Here is a 14,556-nt window from a genome sequence, read left to right on the forward strand (position 1 = left end):
ACGTCACGAGCTCAGAACGGGATACCCCCAAGTGGAACAGCAGCCGGCCGGCGCCCAGTACGTCCTCACGCTGTCCTGCCCCGACAAGCAGGGCATCGTCCACGCTGTCTCCAGCTACCTCTTCATGACCGGCTGCAACATCATCGACAGCCAGCAGTTCGGGGACGGGGACAGCGGACTCTTCTTCATGCGGGTGCACTTCTCCGCCCCCGAGCCGGTCACCGCGGACAAGCTGCGGGCCAGCTTCGCCGCGATCGGCGCCTCCTTCGCGATGGACTGGCAGATCCACCCGACCGAGGAGCGGATGCGGATCATCCTCATGGTCAGCAAGTTCGGGCACTGCCTGAACGACCTGCTCTACCGCACCCGGATCGGCGCCCTGTCGGTGGAGATCGCCGCGGTGGTCTCCAACCACACCGACCTCCAGCAGCTGACCGAGAGCTACGGCATCCCCTTCCACCACATCCCGGTGACCAAGGACACCAAGGCGGAGGCCGAGCAGCGGCTGCTGGACCTGGTCGCCAAGGAGCAGGTCGAACTGGTCGTGCTGGCCCGCTACATGCAGGTGCTCTCCGACCAGCTGTGCACCGAGCTGTCCGGCCGCGTGATCAACATCCACCACTCCTTCCTGCCGAGCTTCAAGGGCGCCAAGCCGTACCACCAGGCGCACGCCCGCGGCGTGAAGCTGATCGGGGCCACCGCGCACTACGTCACCGCCGACCTGGACGAGGGCCCGATCATCGAGCAGGAGGTGGCCCGGGTGACCCACGACGTCAGCCCGGACCAGCTGGTCGCGATCGGCCGGGACGTCGAGTGCCAGGCGCTGGCCCGCGCGGTGAAGTGGCACAGCGAGCACCGGGTCCTGCTCGACGGCGCCCGCACGGTCGTCTTCGCGTAGGTCCCCGGCACCGGGGGCGGGACGGCCCCGGGCTCTAGGGACGCGACAGCAGCGGGAGCGCGTGCAGCACCTCGCGGACCGCGGCCCGGTCGCCGTGCTCGCCGACCGGCAGCCGGTCCGGGTCGCGGTGCGCGGCGGCCAACTGGCAGAGCTCCAGGCCGTCCAGCACCATCGAGGCCACCGGTTCCCCGCCGGGCGCCGCCGCGTCCGGGCCGGCGGCGCCGTCCAGCGGGACCAGCCACTCACCGCTCGCCGGGCCGTCGACCACCAGCCGCAGCCGTCGGCCGGTCCCGCTCCCGCCGTTCCCGGTGCTGCCGCCGTCCGGTGCGGTCGGGGCGGTCGGGGCCCCGGCGTGCTCGGGGCGGGCGGCGCGCAGGCCGTCCAGCGCCCGGGGGAGCAGCCGGACCACCAACTCGACCATCTGCCGCAGGTGCTGCGGCGCCGGCGGGTCGTACGGGTAGGCGACCGCCCGGGCCACGTCCTCGCCGTGCACGTAGCACTCCAGGGCGCGGTCCACGAAGGCGTCGCGCAGCGGCAGCACGGAGTCGCCGTAGTCGACCGGGGTGTTGCCCTGCGGGGCGAGCGCGGCGCTGCGCACCAGGTCGTGGGTCTGCCGCCGCCACCGGGAGCGCACCGACTGCGGGGCCAGCGCGCCCTGGTCGGCGAGCAGCCGGGCGGTGCGCGCGGTGATCGCGCCGTACGGGCCGCCCTGCGGCGGGACGCGCGGCGGCGCGGTCGGCCGGGCCGGATCCTGCGGCGGCACCCGGCGTTCGGCGGCCGTCTCCCGAGCGCCCGGACCGGTCGGCACCGGGTCGGGCAGGCCGAGGGCGAGCGCCAGGAAGCCGTCCACGGCGGTCAGCCGGCCGAGCACCTCGGCCGGACGCAGCCGCTCGGTGCCGCCGTGCCACGGCAGTTCGGCCACCTCCTGCCACTCCTCCGGACCGAGGTCGCGCAGCAGCGCGTCGAGCTTGGCGGTCTCCGCGGTGTACGGCATGCCCCAGGCGGGGACGGGCAGTTCGGCCGGGCGGCGGGCCAGGCACCAGTCGAGCACCTGCTGGCGCAGCGGGCCGGGCTGGTCCAGCGGCTCGTCCAGGGAGAGCCAGCCGGCCGCCTCGCGCAGTCGGGCCGCCTCCTCGGCGCACTCCGGGCAATCGCGCAGGTGCCGTTCCAGGTCGGCGGCCTCCCGGGCCGGGCAGGCGCCGAGGGCCCAGGCGCCGAGCAGCGAGCGCAGGGCGTCGTGCTGCTCCTCAGTGCTGCTCACGTCTCCCCGTCCCCGGTTCGTCCTGGCGGGCGCGCTCCTCGGCCAGTTCGGTGGCCAGCAGCTCCAGTCCGAGCCGCATCCGCTGCTTGGCGGCCTGCTCGCTGATGCCGAGCAGCCGGGCCGTCTCCCGGTAGGTGCGGCCGTCGTAGTACGTCACCGCGATGGTCTCACGCAGGGTTTGGGGCAGGGAGTCGACCACGTACTGGACGCGCGCGGCGGTGGCGACGGCGCGGATCTCCGCCTCGGCGCCCCGGGTGTCGCAGCCCGGAAGGTGCTCGGCGGCCCGCCGCACCCGCAGCCGTTCGACGGCGCGGGTGTGGGTGAGCGCGCCGAGCCAGGAGCGCAGGGAGCCCCGGGCGGGGTCGAAGTCCTCGGGGTGCTCCCAGACGTGGGCGAAGATCTCCCGGGTGAGCTGGGCGGCGGCCGTCTGGTCGGCGAGTATCCGCCCGGCCAGGCCGTGCACCATCGGCGCGAGCTGGTCGTAGAGTTCGCCGAGCGCCGTCTCCTCGCCGCGCGCGAGGCGGCGTTGCAGCTGCTCGTCCCAGCGCGGGGGCCGCTCCGGGGTGGCCATCGGGAACCACCCTCCTGCCCGGGTTCGCTGGCTTACCCAACGGTATCTTGCGGCCGGTCCGCGGTGGGAGGGAATCCGGCAAGAACGGAACCGGTCCTCGCGGATCGTCGGGAGCGGGGCGCCGTACGGGGCGGACCGTGGTACCGGGGTGGCACCGGCGCGGTTCCGGGGCGGTTCCGGCGCGGATCGTCACATGGTGCGACGGTCCGCTCGTGGGACGGTCCGTCGACGCCGCTGTTCGAGAGCCGTTGGACATATGTCGCACGGGTGGTTCGCGAGTGGCGGGCGGGGAGCCGGGGGCGCGCGGCGGTAGGTTCCCGACAGCGGGACCGGCGGGTCGGCCCGGCCGGACGAGCGCCGGTACGAGGCTCGCGAGAGTGAGCGGGACAGTATGCACTGCCCTGTCCCCCGATCGCCGGAATATGCCCGAAGCGCTTGCTGCGGTCCGCCCGCCCGCCCATCCTGAGGCGTATTCGTGTCGCGGCCGGTGCGCGACCGACGAGTCGGCGCGGACGAGTGGGCGCGGTGGACGGGCCGGGCGGGCGCCCGGCGGCGGCTCGGGTGGCGCCGGGCGGAGTGCGCGGGCCCGGCGGCGGGTCGATCCGGCCCGATCGGGACTTTGGCCGAACTGCGAGTGCGGGTGGTGGAGCGGTGCAGGTTCTTCAGGTACAGCTGGCGGTGCAGGCGGACCCCGCCGAGGTCGGCCGGGCCCGCCGTTGGGTGCGCTCCAGGCTGTTGAACCACGGGGTGGACCCGGACGCGCCGATGGCCGAGACGGTGGTGCTGGTGGTCTCGGAGCTGGTGACCAACGCCGTGGTGCACACCGGCTGTCCGGCCGTGTTGAGGCTCTGCCTGCCGGTGACCGAGGGGCCGGAGGAGGAGCGCGCCTGCCGGGCCGTCCCGCTGCGGGTGGAGGTCGCCGACGCGAGCCGGACCGCGCCGGCCCCGCGGCACGCCGGCGCGGACGAGGACGCGACCAACGGGCGAGGCCTGGAGCTGGTCGAGCTGCTCTGCGAGCGCTGGGGCTGGTACCCGGACGGCTCGGGCAAGCGGGTCTGGTGCGAGATCGGCGCCGACGCCCGGCCGGCCGATCCGCTGGCGGACGTGGACTGGGCGGCTTTGGCGCAATAGCGGCTTCCGGGGCGGCCGGAGAGCGGTGCCGATCACCCGCGGCGATCACCGGCTGAAAGGTGACGCAACCATTCCGAATTTCGGACTACCCATTGACGTGACGTATCCGACTGATCACGCTTGGGTGCGGCTCTCCGTTGCGAGGGGACGCCGAGGGGACGTCCGTCCGCCGCCGCGGTGCCGCTGTCCAGGGGGATCGTGTCAGCGAGGGGGTCCGCGGACTGCCGGTCACGGGCCGCTCCTCGGCGAGTGCGGAGGCCGCGGCGCGGGTTCAGGGCCCGCGCGTCGCGGTTGGATGGCGGCCTGCCGTTCCGCGCTCGGGGTGCGCGCGGCTCGCCGCCATCCACTGTGCTGCTCCGGGGTGTACGGATCCGGCCACCTGACGATCGGATTCCGTTTCGTGGCGCGGGAGTGGGCCGACGGGAATCAATCGGCGGGAGTCTCCCGGCGGGGGTTCCTCCGGCGGGGTCCGCTCGCCGCAGGTCGCGCGCCGGGGTCCGCCGGTGGGCGCCCGGTGGTCGGCGGCTACCGGGGGACGGCGCGGAAGGTGCGCCGGTAGGCGCTCGGGGCCACGTCGAGCCGGCCGCGCAGCTGCAGCCGTAGCGAGGCGGCGGTGCCGAAGCCGGACTCCCGGGCGATCTGATCGATCGTCAGATCGGTCCGCTCCAGCAGTTGACGGGCCCGCTCGGTGCGCTGGGTGGTGATCCACTGGCCGGGGCTGGCACCGGTCTCCTCACGGAAGCGCCGGGTGAAGGTCCGTACGCTCACGCCCGCCCGGTCGGCGAGCCGGCGCAGGGTGAGCGGCTGGTCCAGGTGCTCCAGCGCCCAGGCGCGCACCGCCGCGGTGCCGGGGCCGTCGGTGTCCGCCGGGCTCGGTGCCTCCACGTACTGTTTCTGGCCGCCTTCGCGCCACGGCGGCACCAGGCAGTTGCGGGCCACCGCGTTGGCCACCGCGCTGCCGTGGTCGCGGCGCACCACGTGCAGGCAGAGGTCCACCCCGGCGGCGACCCCGCCGGAGGTGAGGATGTCGCCGTCGTCGGTGTAGAGCACGTCGGGATCGAGCCGCACCGCGGGGAACAGCCGGGCGAAGCGCTCGGTGTACCGCCAGTGGGTGGTGGCCGGGCGGCCGTCCAGCAGGCCGGCGGCGGCCAGGATGAAGGAGCCGGTGCAGATCGACATCAGCCGGGTGCCGGGGCGGATCCGGGCCAGCGCGGCGGCCAGCTCCGGGGTGAAGCAGGCGTCGGCGACCTCCGGGCCGGAATCGGCGGACGCCGGGATCACCACCGTGTCGGCCCGTTCCAGGAGTTCGGGCCCGTGGTCGACCGCGACCCGGAAGTCGGCGCTGGTGGCGATCGGCCGCCCGTCCAGGGTGCAGGTGGCCACCTCGTAGAGGGGCTGTCCGGAGGGATCCCTGGCACCGCCGAAGATGCGGGCGGGGATGCCGAGTTCGAAGGCGATCACGCCCTTCAGGGCGAGTACCGCGACCAGGTGCGCCATCGGGTCCTCTTCCGGTGTGGCTGCGGGCGGCTGTGTGAGGGCGGGTGCGTGCGGGTGGGGCCGGGCCAGCCTACGCCGGACCGTGGCCCGATTCTTGCGAAAGCTGTCATTCAGGCCACTCGTCCGGGCCCCGGCGGCCCGGGACACTCGTCCGCGTGACCGAACGCAGCGCCCTCACCCCCACGCCCGTCCCCGATCCGCACGGCTCCGCCCGGCCCGCCCCGCCCGCCCCGGCCAAGCGCCCCCGGGTGCACTACGCCTGGGTGGTGGCCGGCGTCGCCCTGCTCGTCCTGCTCGGCTCGGCCGGCTTCCGCTCCACGCCGAGCCTGATGATGGACGCCCTGCACAACGAGTTCGGCTGGTCGCTCGGGACGATCTCCAGCGCCACCTCCGTCAACCTGACCCTCTACGGCCTCACCGCCCCCTTCGCCGCCGCGCTGATGGACCGGTTCGGGGTGCGCCTGGTGGTGGTCTGCGCGCTGCTGACCATCTCGGTCGGCTCCGGGCTCACCATGCTGATGCGCGAGCCCTGGCAACTGGTGCTCTGCTGGGGCGTGCTGGTCGGCCTCGGCAGCGGTTCGATGGCCGGCGCCTTCGCCACCACCATCACCGGCCGCTGGTTCCGGGCCCGCCAGGGCCTGGTCACCGGCGTGCTGACCGCCGCCGGCGCGGCCGGAAACCTGGTCTTCCTGCCGGTCGGCGCCTGGCTGGTCGAACAGCACGGCTGGCGCTCGGCGGTGGTCGTGGTCTCGCTCGCCGCCAGCGCCGTCGCCGTCCCGGTCCTGCTGCTGATGCGCGAACGGCCCGCCGACCTCGGCCTGCTCCCGTACGGCGCCACCGAGGAGCCCGCGCCGCCCGTCACCGACGGCCGGGCCCTGGCCCGCTCGCTGCGGGTGCTGCGCGACGCCGCCCGGACCCGGCCGTTCTGGCTGCTGGCCGGATCCTTCGCGATCTGCGGCGCCACCACCGCCGGCCTGGTCGGCACCCACTTCATCCCGGCCGCGCACGACCACGGCATGCCGGTCACCACCGCCGCGAGCCTGCTCGCCCTGATCGGCGTCTTCGACGTGGTCGGCACCGTCTTCAGCGGCTGGCTCACCGACCGGGTCGACTCCCGGGTGCTGCTGACGGTCTACTACGGGCTGCGCGGCCTGTCCCTGCTCCTGCTGCCGCAGCTGCTGGCCGGCTCGCTGCACCCGCCGATCCTCGCCTTCGTGGTCTTCTACGGCCTGGACTGGGTCGCCACCGTGCCGCCGACCGTCACGCTGTGCCGCCGGCACTTCGGCGAGGACGCCCCGATCGTCTTCGGCTGGGTGCTGGCCAGCCACCAGATCGGCGCGGCCGTCGTCGCGGGCCTGGCCGGGCTGGCCCGCGACGCGCTCGGCAACTACGACCTGACCTGGTACGGCGCCGGCGGGCTGTGCGCGGTCGCGGTCGGGCTCTGCCTGGCGCTGCGCACCGGGCGGACCGACCGGGCGGTGCCGGCGCTCGGGTGAGGGGCCGGTCGGCGGGTGGGTGCGGCCCGTCGGCGGGTGGGGGCGGCCGTCCGCCGAGGGCCGCCGGCGCGGTGCCGCTGCCGGTCCGTCGCCCGGCCGCCCGTCGCCCGGCCGCCCGTCGCCCGGCCGCCCGTCGCCCGTCGTCCGTCGCCCATCGGGCCTGTCGGGGCGGAGGTCTAGGCTCCGACCCATGGCGCTCACCTTCACCCTGGACCCGAAGCTCGACCCCGACCTGCGGACGGAGATCGTCCGGCTCTGGACCGACGTCACCAACGCCGGCGGCGCGGTCGGCTTCGTGGCGCCGGTCACCGAGGACGAGGTGTGGGACACCGCCGAGCGCCAGTTCACCGGCGTCGCGCCGGACGGCCCGGACCGGCTGCTGGTCGCGCACGACGACACCGGCCGGCTGGTCGGCCTGCTGTTCTTCGAGTCGATGCGCTTCGGGCCCATGGAGCATTGGCGGATGCTCAAGCGGGTCATGGTGCACCCCGACTGCCAGGGCCGCGGGTACGGCGCCGGGCTGCTCGCCGAGGCCGAGCGGACCGCCCGGGAGTGGGGACTGGCGGCCCTGCGGCTCACCGCGCGCGGCGGCCTGGGGCTGGAGGACTTCTACGCCCGCAGCGGCTACCGGGAGGTCGGCCGGGTGCCGGCCGCGATCCGGGTGGCCCCCGGTGACGACCGGGACGACATCACCATGTGGCTCGACCTGCGCTGACACCCGCCGGGGAGCGGCGCGGGACGGCCTGAGCGGGTGACCCGTCCGCCCTCCCCGCCCGACTCCGCGCAGAGGGGCCCCGCCCGCGCCGGCCGTCAGGCATGCTTCACTGGAGGACCGGCCCGCCAGGTCCCCCGCGCGACGAGAAGGATGTGTCCCAGTGAGCAGCAACGGCCCGGAGAAGTCCCACGCCACGCTCCGCTACACCTCCCTGCGGGTCAGCATCTTCCTCGGCTGTCTGCTGGTGGCCCTGCTGCTCGGGCACTTCGGCATCATCCCGGTGAGCGGTCAGGCCGGTGTGATCTTCCTGTTCCTGCTGGCCGCGGTGGCCTCCGCGCCGCTCAGCTACGCGCTGCTGAGCAAGCAGCGCGACGAGATGTCCGCCCAGATCAGCGGCAAGGTCGCCGGGATGCGCAGCCGGACCGCCGAGCGGATCGCCGTGCAGAACGCCGAGGAGGACGCCGCGGACGACGCCGCCCGCGCGGCCGCCGCCAAGCAGAGCTGACCCCCGGCCCCACGCCCGACCACCGAACCCCCGCCGCAGCCGCCGTGCCCGCCACCCCCGACTCCGTGTCGCCCGAGCAGCCGTCCGGGCAGCCCGACGAGCAGCCGTCCGGTCAGCCCGACGGGCTGCCGACCGGGCCGCCGGCCGAGGGCGGGCTCGGGACCTGGCCGGCTCCGGTCCGCCGGCCCACCGGCCGGGACGTGGCCCGGCTCGCCGGGGTCTCCCAGGCCACCGTGTCGCTGGTCTTCTCCGGCGCCGAGGCCGGCCGCCGGGTCTCCGAGGCCACCCGGCAACGGGTCCGCGAGGCCGCCCGCAGCCTCGGCTACCGCCCGCAGGCGGCCGGCCGGCAGCTGCGGCTGGGCCGCAGCGGGATGGTGCTGCTCGCCGTGCCGAACCTCCAGGGGCCGTTCTTCGGCCGGGTGCTGGAGGGTGTCCACCAGGAGGCCGGCCGCAACGGCCTGGCGGTCGTGGTCAGTTCGGGCTGGGGCAGCGCGACCCTCGCCGATGCCGCCACCGCGGGCCGCTTCGACGGCCTGCTGATCTGCTCCCCGGACGACAGCCAGCTCGGCGAGCTGCCGCCGGAGACCCCCGCCGTCTTCCTGGACGCCGACCCGGACACCGACCGGTCCCGCCCGACCGTCGAACTCGACGTGGCCGGCGGGATGCGCGCCGCCGTCGAGCACCTGGCCGCCCTCGGCCACCGCCGGATCGGCCGGCTGCGCTCCACCCACGCCGCGCACACCTTCCGGGTCCGGCAGGCCGCCTTCGAGCGGGCCGTACGGGAACTCGGCCTGGACGTGGTGGAGTTCGGCGTGAGCCTGAACGAGGGCCACCGGGCCGCGCGGACCGTGGCGGGGCAGCTGCTGGCCCGGGCGGACCGGCCGCGCGCGGTGATCTGCGACGACGACGTGGTCGCCTCCGGGGTCTACCAGGCCGCCGCCGAACTGGGGTTGCGGGTGCCGCAGGACCTGTCCGTGGTCGGCATGGACAACGTCGCGGTGGCCGCGCTGCTCGCCCCGCCGCTGACCACCGTCGACCTGCCCGGCGAGGAGCTGGGCCGGGCGGGCGCGGCCGCGCTGGCGGGCCTGCTGCGCGGGGAGCGGGTGGCGCCGGTGGCGCCGCTGGCCACCTCGCTGGTGCTGCGTTCCTCGACGGCGTCGGCCTGATCCGGCGGGGGCTTGATCCGTCGGCGGCCTGGGTCCGGCTGCGGCCTGCCCTGGCGGTGGCCGGTCTGCCCGCAACCTGGCGCGCGGCCACGGCTGATCGCCCGTAGGGAAGAGGAGCAGGACCGTGCCCCCCGGCCAGACCACCGGGGGGCACGGTCGTTCACGGGGGTGGGCTCGGCCCACCGGGTGGCTCAGCCCACCGGGACGGGCCGGGCCGGGGCGGCCGCGAGGGGCATCGGGTGGAACCACCGCCGGGCGCCGAACAGCAGCAGTCCGCCGAGCGCGATCCCGCCGGCCGCGCAGAGCGAGACCTGGCGCAGCGAGTCCTCGGCGAGGTTGCCGGAGACCGCGTAGCCGAGCGAGTTGCCGGTGGCGAACAGCGTCACCAGCCAGGCGAAGGCCTCGGTGACCGTGCCGGCCGGAGCCAGCTCGGCGACCAGCACGAACGCCGCCGCGAGCAGCGGCGCCAGCATCACCCCGGACAGGAAGGCCAGCGCGGCCATCGGGTACGGCCCCGGCAGGGTGACCAGCGGCAGGTAGGAGGCGGCCATCGCGAGCGCCATCACCCAGGTGCGGGTGGCGGTGGTCTGCCGCCACCTGACCGCGCCGTAGGCGAGCGCGCCGAGCAGCCCGCCGAGCGCCGCCAGTGCCAGCAGGGTGCCCGCGCCGCCCGGCAGCGCGCCGGTGTGGTGCTCGGCGTAGGCGATGAACAGCACGTTCTGCGCGCCGACCGCCCAACCGGCGCCGGCCAGTCCGATCAGCAGCAGTACCAGGCCGGGGGAGCGCAGCGGGCCGAGCAGTCCGGCGGAGTGCGCGCGGACCGGGGCGCGCCAGGCCTTGGCCGGTGCGGCGGTGGCCACGATCAGCGCGCCGGCCAGGCCGAGCCCGGCGGCCACCCAGAGCGCGGCGACCGGGCTGAACAGTCCGGCGATCCCGGCGACGGCCAGCGGGCCCGCGACGTAGAGGATCTGCTGGGAGGCGGAGTCGAAGGCGTAGGCGGTGTCGAGCTGCTCCTCCTCGACGACGTCCGGCCAGAGCGAGCGCAGGCAGGGTTCCAGCGGGGGCATGGCGAGGCCGGCGATCGCGGCGCCGACCGGGGCGGCCAGCGGGGAGGCGGGGGCGAGCGCGAGCAGCGCGTACCCGCCGCCGGCCACCACGGCGGAGAGCAGCAGGACGCGGGGCTGCCCGGTGCGGTCGACGATCCGCCCGAGGACCGGCCCGCCGACGGCGGCGGAGATCGCGTACGCGGCGGTGGCCAGTCCGATCCGCCCGTACGGTGCGCCGGCCTCGCGGAGGGCGAGGGCGATCACCAGGGCGGTCATGCCGGCGGGCAGGCGGCCGAGCAGGGTGCCGAGCAGCAGGCGGGTGACGTGCGGGGCACGGAGCAGGGCGAGGTAGCCCATCGGCCTTCCTCTCCGGTCTGGGCAGGCGGGGGCGGGGACGTCGTCAAGGTTATACGTATAACCAATCGGCAGTCAATCGGACCGGTGCGATGCACTGATGGGGCGTCAGCTTCGTTCGTGTCCGGATATCGCCCTCGGGGCCCGGAGATCGAAGGTCATCTCAAACAACTACTTTGAACATCTCAAACCTTTACTGCTAACGTATCGGCCATGACCACCTCGGACGCACTGCGGATGCACGGCCCGGGCTCGCTGCCCGCCGCCGCCCGCCCCTGCGTTCCGACCGGTGCTGTGGACAGCCCGCGCCGTTGTCGCGCCATCAGCCGTACCGCCCTGAGCTGTACCGGGGCGGCACGCCCCTGACCGGGGGCCCGACCCCTCCCCGTCCGGCCCCGCGTCGTGCCGCCCGCTCCGCCCCACACCCCACCGTTCAGCCACGCCCTCCCCCGGAGACGCACCCCCATGTCCACAGCGCCCGAGGCGACCTCGTCGCCGTCCGTGCTCGCCCGTATCCGCAAGACACCGTTCTGGGTGCAGATCGTCGCCGGCCTGGTGCTCGGCGTCGGCCTCGGCTACCTGGCCCGGTCCGCCGACATCTCCTGGCTGGCCACCACCCTGGAGACCATCGGCAAGACCTTCGTCCAGCTGCTCAAGCTGGCCGTCCCGCCGCTGGTGTTCACCGCGATCGTGGTGAGCGTCGCCAACCTGCGCAACGTCACCAACGCGGCCCGGCTGGCCACCCGCACGCTGCTCTGGTTCATGATCACCTCGCTGATCGCGGTCGGCATCGGCCTGGGCCTCGGCCTGCTGACCAACCCCGGCCGGGGCACCGACCTGAAGACCGACGGCCTCAAGGCGCTCGACTCCAAGGGCAGCTGGGTCGACTTCCTGACCGGGATCTTCCCGACCAACATCGTCGACGCCTTCGCCAAGGTGAACGTGCTGCAGATCGTCTTCCTGGCGGTCGTGGTCGGTGCGGCGATCATCAAGCTCGGCGCCAAGGCCGAGCCGGTCCTCAAGCTCAGCGAGTCCGTCCTGGAGCTGACCCAGACCGCACTGTGGTGGGTCATCCGGCTCTCCCCGCTCGGCACCCTCGGCCTGATCGGCAAGTCCGTGGCCAAGTACGGCTGGGACCTGCTCAAGCCCTTCGCCACGCTGACCCTCGACATCTACGTCGGCTGCGCGCTGGTCCTGTTCGTCGTCTACTCGCTGCTGCTGCGCTTCGCCGCGGGCCTCAACCCGCTGCACTTCTTCAAGGGCGCCTGGCCCGCCATCCAGCTGGCCTTCGTCTCGCGCTCCTCGGTCGGCACCCTGCCGGTCACCCGCCGCGTCACCGAGCGCCTCGGCGTCCCGAGCGAGTACGCGTCGTTCTCGGTCCCGTTCGGTGCCACCACCAAGATGGACGGCTGCGCCGCGATCTACCCGGCGATCGCCGCGATCTTCGTCGCCCAGGTCTACAACATCGAGCTCGGCATCAAGGACTACGTCCTGATCGCCTTCGTCTCGGTGGTCGGCTCCGCCGCCACCGCGGGCCTCACCGGTGCGATCGTCATGCTGACGCTGACCCTGTCCACCCTGGGCCTGCCGCTGGAGGGCGTCGGCCTGCTGCTCGCCATCGACCCGATCCTGGACATGATGCGCACCGCGACCAACGTGGCCGGCCAGGCGTTGGTGCCGGTCGTGGTCGCCGCCCGGGAGAAGATCCTGGACGTCGCCGCGTACAACAACCCCTCGGGCGACCTGTACGACACGGACGCCCCGGTGGCCGCCGCCCCGGCCGCCCCCGCCGCCGCGACCGCGGCCTGATGCGCGACGCGGTCTGATGCGCGGCCCGGCCTGATGCGCGGCGCGGCCGGATTCGCGAAGCGGCCCCGCGTCGGTAGGAGCAGGCGGGCGCGGTACGACGGAAGGGCCCTCCCCCGGTGACGGGGGAGGGCCCTTCCGCGTGCGCCGGCCGCCGTGCGGCCCCGGCTCGAAAAGGCAGGGGGCCCACCGGATGGGCGGGCCCCCTTGGGTACTGCTCTTGTGCTCATGGTGACGGCTGTCGGGAGCCGTCGGCGGACCCGTCGGGGTCCCGAGCGATCAGATCATCAGAGGATCGTCAGACAGCGGTGACGTTCTCCGCCTGCGGGCCCTTCGGGCCCTGGGTGACGTCGAAGGTGACCGCCTGGTTCTCCTCCAGCGAACGGAAGCCGTTCGCGTTGATGGCGGAGTAGTGAACGAAGACGTCCGGGCCGCCGCCCTCCTGGGCGATGAAGCCGAAGCCCTTCTCAGCGTTGAACCACTTGACGGTTCCCGTGGCCATGCCGTTCTCCTTGCGATGCGTGTCGGGGGCCACACCGTGTGGCGCCCGGTCCGCTGCGCTGATCGCCCTGCCTCCGGATGAGTCCGAAGTTTTTCGATATTGCTGAAAAACTACAAAAAGCCTGCGGTTACATGCTCCGCAGGCTTCAAGTACTGCAAGGGGAATCAAACTGCAACTGAGGGCAACGCTAGCATGCGGCAGCTGTGACGACCAGAGGTCACTTGAGGCGCTCAAGGCGCGTGTCGGAGGGGCGGAAGCGGGCACGCAAAGGCGCGTTGGCGGCTCGTGAGGGCGTGTCGGGTGGCCGGTGCCGGTGGCCGTGAACGGCGGGCATACGCTGCGGGGAGGCGCACGAACAGCAAGGGAGCGGCGCAGTGGCAGCACCGGACGCACAAACACCGGACGCGCGAACGCGGGAGCCCCAGAACACCCCGGGCGGGGAGAACACCCCGGTCAGGCCCAGGGTCGGCCATATTCAGTTCCTGAACTGCGTCCCCCTCTACTGGGGACTCGCCAGGACCGGCAATCTGCTCGACCTCGACCTCACCAAGGACACCCCGGAGAAGCTGAGCGACCGGCTCGTCGACGGCTCCCTGGACATCGGTCCGATCACCTGCGTGGAGTACCTGCGCAACGCCGACGACCTGCTGGTCCTGCCCGACATCGCGGTCGGCAGCGACGGCCCGGTGATGTCCTGCCTGATCGTGAGCAAGGTGCCGCTGGCCGACCTCGACGGCCGCCGGGTCGCCCTCGGCTCCACCAGCCGCACCTCCGTCCGGCTCGCCCGGCTGCTCCTGGAGGAGCGCGAGGGCGTGCGGCCGGAGTACTTCAGCTGCCCGCCCGACCTCAGCGCGATGCTCGCCGAGGCCGACGCCGCCGTCCTGATCGGCGACCCGGCGCTGCGCGCCTACCTCGGGCAGGCCGCCGACCTCGGGCTGACCGTCCACGACCTCGGCGAGATGTGGAAGGAGTGGACCGGCCTGCCGTTCGTCTTCGCGGTCTGGGCCGTGCGCCGCGAGTTCGCCGAGCGGTGCCCGGAGCTGACCGCCGCCGTGCACCGGGCCTTCCTGGAGTCCCGCGACCTGTCCCTGGTGGAGGCCGCCAAGGTCGCCGAGCAGGCCGCCCGGTGGGAGGCCTTCGGGGCGGACGTGCTGGAGCGGTACTTCAGCGAGGCGCTGGACTTCTCGCTCGGGGAACGGCAGCTCTCCGGCGTCGCCGAGTTCGCCCGGCGGGTCGCGCACGACAGCGGCTTCGCGCCGGACGTGGCGGTACGGCTGCTGGAGCCGGCGGAGTTGCCGCTGTAGGTGGTTGCGGCCGCGGTCGGTGGGGCCGCGGTCGGTGGGGCCACGGTCGGTGGGGCCGCGGTCGGGATGGTGGCCGGGTGGGGCCGCCGTTGCGGTCGGGGTCGGGGCGGGGGCCGGCCGGTCTCCGTCGGCCGGCCGGTTCGGGTGAACGCTCGCCGGACGGTTCGGGTGATCCGTTCGGCTGATCCTTCTCGGGTGTGTCGCACCGGGTCGGCCCGGTACGGTCTGCTCCCGGGGCGCGTCCGGCGGGTGGCCCGCGGGAGCACCCCGGGAGCGGCGCACGCGGCCGGGCACCCGCCCGGGG

14 protein-coding genes are annotated in these 14,556 nt (G+C 74.3%); 9 read left to right on the top strand and 5 right to left on the bottom strand.

The features are described 5' to 3' along the window. The first annotated feature begins 31 nt into the window (after positions 1–31). Positions 32–898, top strand: a complete 867-nt coding sequence (purU, locus tag ACIRD3_RS33780) for a formyltetrahydrofolate deformylase (protein WP_402224182.1) — start codon at positions 32–34, stop codon at positions 896–898. Positions 899–932: 34 nt separating this feature from the next. Here the strand turns inward: purU and ACIRD3_RS33785 are convergent, their stop codons facing one another. Both ACIRD3_RS33785 and ACIRD3_RS33790 read right to left on the bottom strand, forming a co-directional pair. Continuing rightward, a complete protein-coding gene (locus ACIRD3_RS33785; RefSeq protein ID WP_402224184.1) occupies positions 933–2,159 on the bottom strand; it encodes a zf-HC2 domain-containing protein in 1,227 nt (408 codons plus the stop codon). Continuing rightward, complete coding sequence (locus ACIRD3_RS33790; protein WP_402224185.1) at positions 2,146–2,730, bottom strand: sigma-70 family RNA polymerase sigma factor; 585 nt, start codon at positions 2,728–2,730, stop codon at positions 2,146–2,148. Before ACIRD3_RS33790 ends, ACIRD3_RS33785 begins: the two co-directional genes overlap by 14 nt. A gap of 651 nt (positions 2,731–3,381) precedes the next feature. Between ACIRD3_RS33790 and ACIRD3_RS33795 the strand changes: the two genes are divergently transcribed. Then, positions 3,382–3,861, top strand: a complete 480-nt coding sequence (locus ACIRD3_RS33795; protein WP_402224187.1) for an ATP-binding protein — start codon at positions 3,382–3,384, stop codon at positions 3,859–3,861. A gap of 525 nt (positions 3,862–4,386) precedes the next feature. On the opposite strand, the gene ACIRD3_RS33800 is transcribed toward ACIRD3_RS33795, so the two are convergent. Next, positions 4,387–5,358, bottom strand: coding sequence for a GlxA family transcriptional regulator (locus ACIRD3_RS33800; RefSeq protein ID WP_402224189.1), 972 nt, complete (start codon positions 5,356–5,358; stop codon positions 4,387–4,389). A gap of 155 nt (positions 5,359–5,513) precedes the next feature. Between ACIRD3_RS33800 and ACIRD3_RS33805 the strand changes: the two genes are divergently transcribed. The 4 genes from ACIRD3_RS33805 (at position 5,514) to ACIRD3_RS33820 (ending at position 9,240) form a co-directional block, all read left to right on the top strand. Further along, positions 5,514–6,854: an MFS transporter gene (locus tag ACIRD3_RS33805; RefSeq protein WP_402224191.1), complete on the top strand. Its 1,341-nt coding sequence runs from the start codon at positions 5,514–5,516 to the stop codon at positions 6,852–6,854. Between the two features lie 190 nt (positions 6,855–7,044). Next, positions 7,045–7,569 (top strand): GNAT family N-acetyltransferase, encoded by a 525-nt coding sequence (locus ACIRD3_RS33810; RefSeq protein ID WP_402224192.1) that lies wholly within the window; start codon positions 7,045–7,047, stop codon positions 7,567–7,569. Between the two features lie 160 nt (positions 7,570–7,729). Then, on the top strand, positions 7,730–8,074 hold the full coding sequence (locus ACIRD3_RS33815) for a DUF4229 domain-containing protein (RefSeq protein WP_402224194.1): 345 nt from the start codon (positions 7,730–7,732) through the stop codon (positions 8,072–8,074). Positions 8,075–8,118: 44 nt separating this feature from the next. Beyond that, positions 8,119–9,240, top strand: coding sequence for a substrate-binding domain-containing protein (locus ACIRD3_RS33820; RefSeq protein ID WP_402224196.1), 1,122 nt, complete (start codon positions 8,119–8,121; stop codon positions 9,238–9,240). Between the two features lie 191 nt (positions 9,241–9,431). Here ACIRD3_RS33820 and ACIRD3_RS33825 read toward each other — a convergent pair whose 3' ends face one another. Then, complete coding sequence (locus ACIRD3_RS33825; protein ID WP_402224198.1) at positions 9,432–10,643, bottom strand: MFS transporter; 1,212 nt, start codon at positions 10,641–10,643, stop codon at positions 9,432–9,434. A gap of 210 nt (positions 10,644–10,853) precedes the next feature. Between ACIRD3_RS33825 and ACIRD3_RS33830 the strand changes: the two genes are divergently transcribed. Next, positions 10,854–11,006 carry a hypothetical protein gene (locus ACIRD3_RS33830; RefSeq protein WP_402224199.1) on the top strand — a complete coding sequence of 51 codons (153 nt, stop codon included), beginning with the start codon at positions 10,854–10,856 and terminating at the stop codon, positions 11,004–11,006. A gap of 99 nt (positions 11,007–11,105) precedes the next feature. Further along, on the top strand, positions 11,106–12,449 hold the full coding sequence (locus tag ACIRD3_RS33835; RefSeq protein ID WP_402224201.1) for a dicarboxylate/amino acid:cation symporter: 1,344 nt from the start codon (positions 11,106–11,108) through the stop codon (positions 12,447–12,449). 295 nt (positions 12,450–12,744) lie between these two features. Here ACIRD3_RS33835 and ACIRD3_RS33840 read toward each other — a convergent pair whose 3' ends face one another. Further along, complete coding sequence (locus ACIRD3_RS33840) at positions 12,745–12,948, bottom strand: cold-shock protein (RefSeq protein ID WP_045692393.1); 204 nt, start codon at positions 12,946–12,948, stop codon at positions 12,745–12,747. A 473-nt stretch (positions 12,949–13,421) separates the two neighbouring features. Here ACIRD3_RS33840 and ACIRD3_RS33845 point away from each other — a divergent pair, with 473 nt between their 5' ends. After that, the gene (locus tag ACIRD3_RS33845) at positions 13,422–14,252 is read left to right on the top strand and encodes a menaquinone biosynthetic enzyme MqnA/MqnD family protein (protein WP_402224305.1); all 831 of its coding nucleotides are present in this window, start codon (positions 13,422–13,424) and stop codon (positions 14,250–14,252) included. Positions 14,253–14,556: the final 304 nt, after the last annotated feature.

Source organism: Kitasatospora sp. NPDC093550 (assembly GCF_044764985.1).
In the GTDB taxonomy this organism is placed as follows: Bacteria; Actinomycetota; Actinomycetes; order Streptomycetales; family Streptomycetaceae; genus Kitasatospora.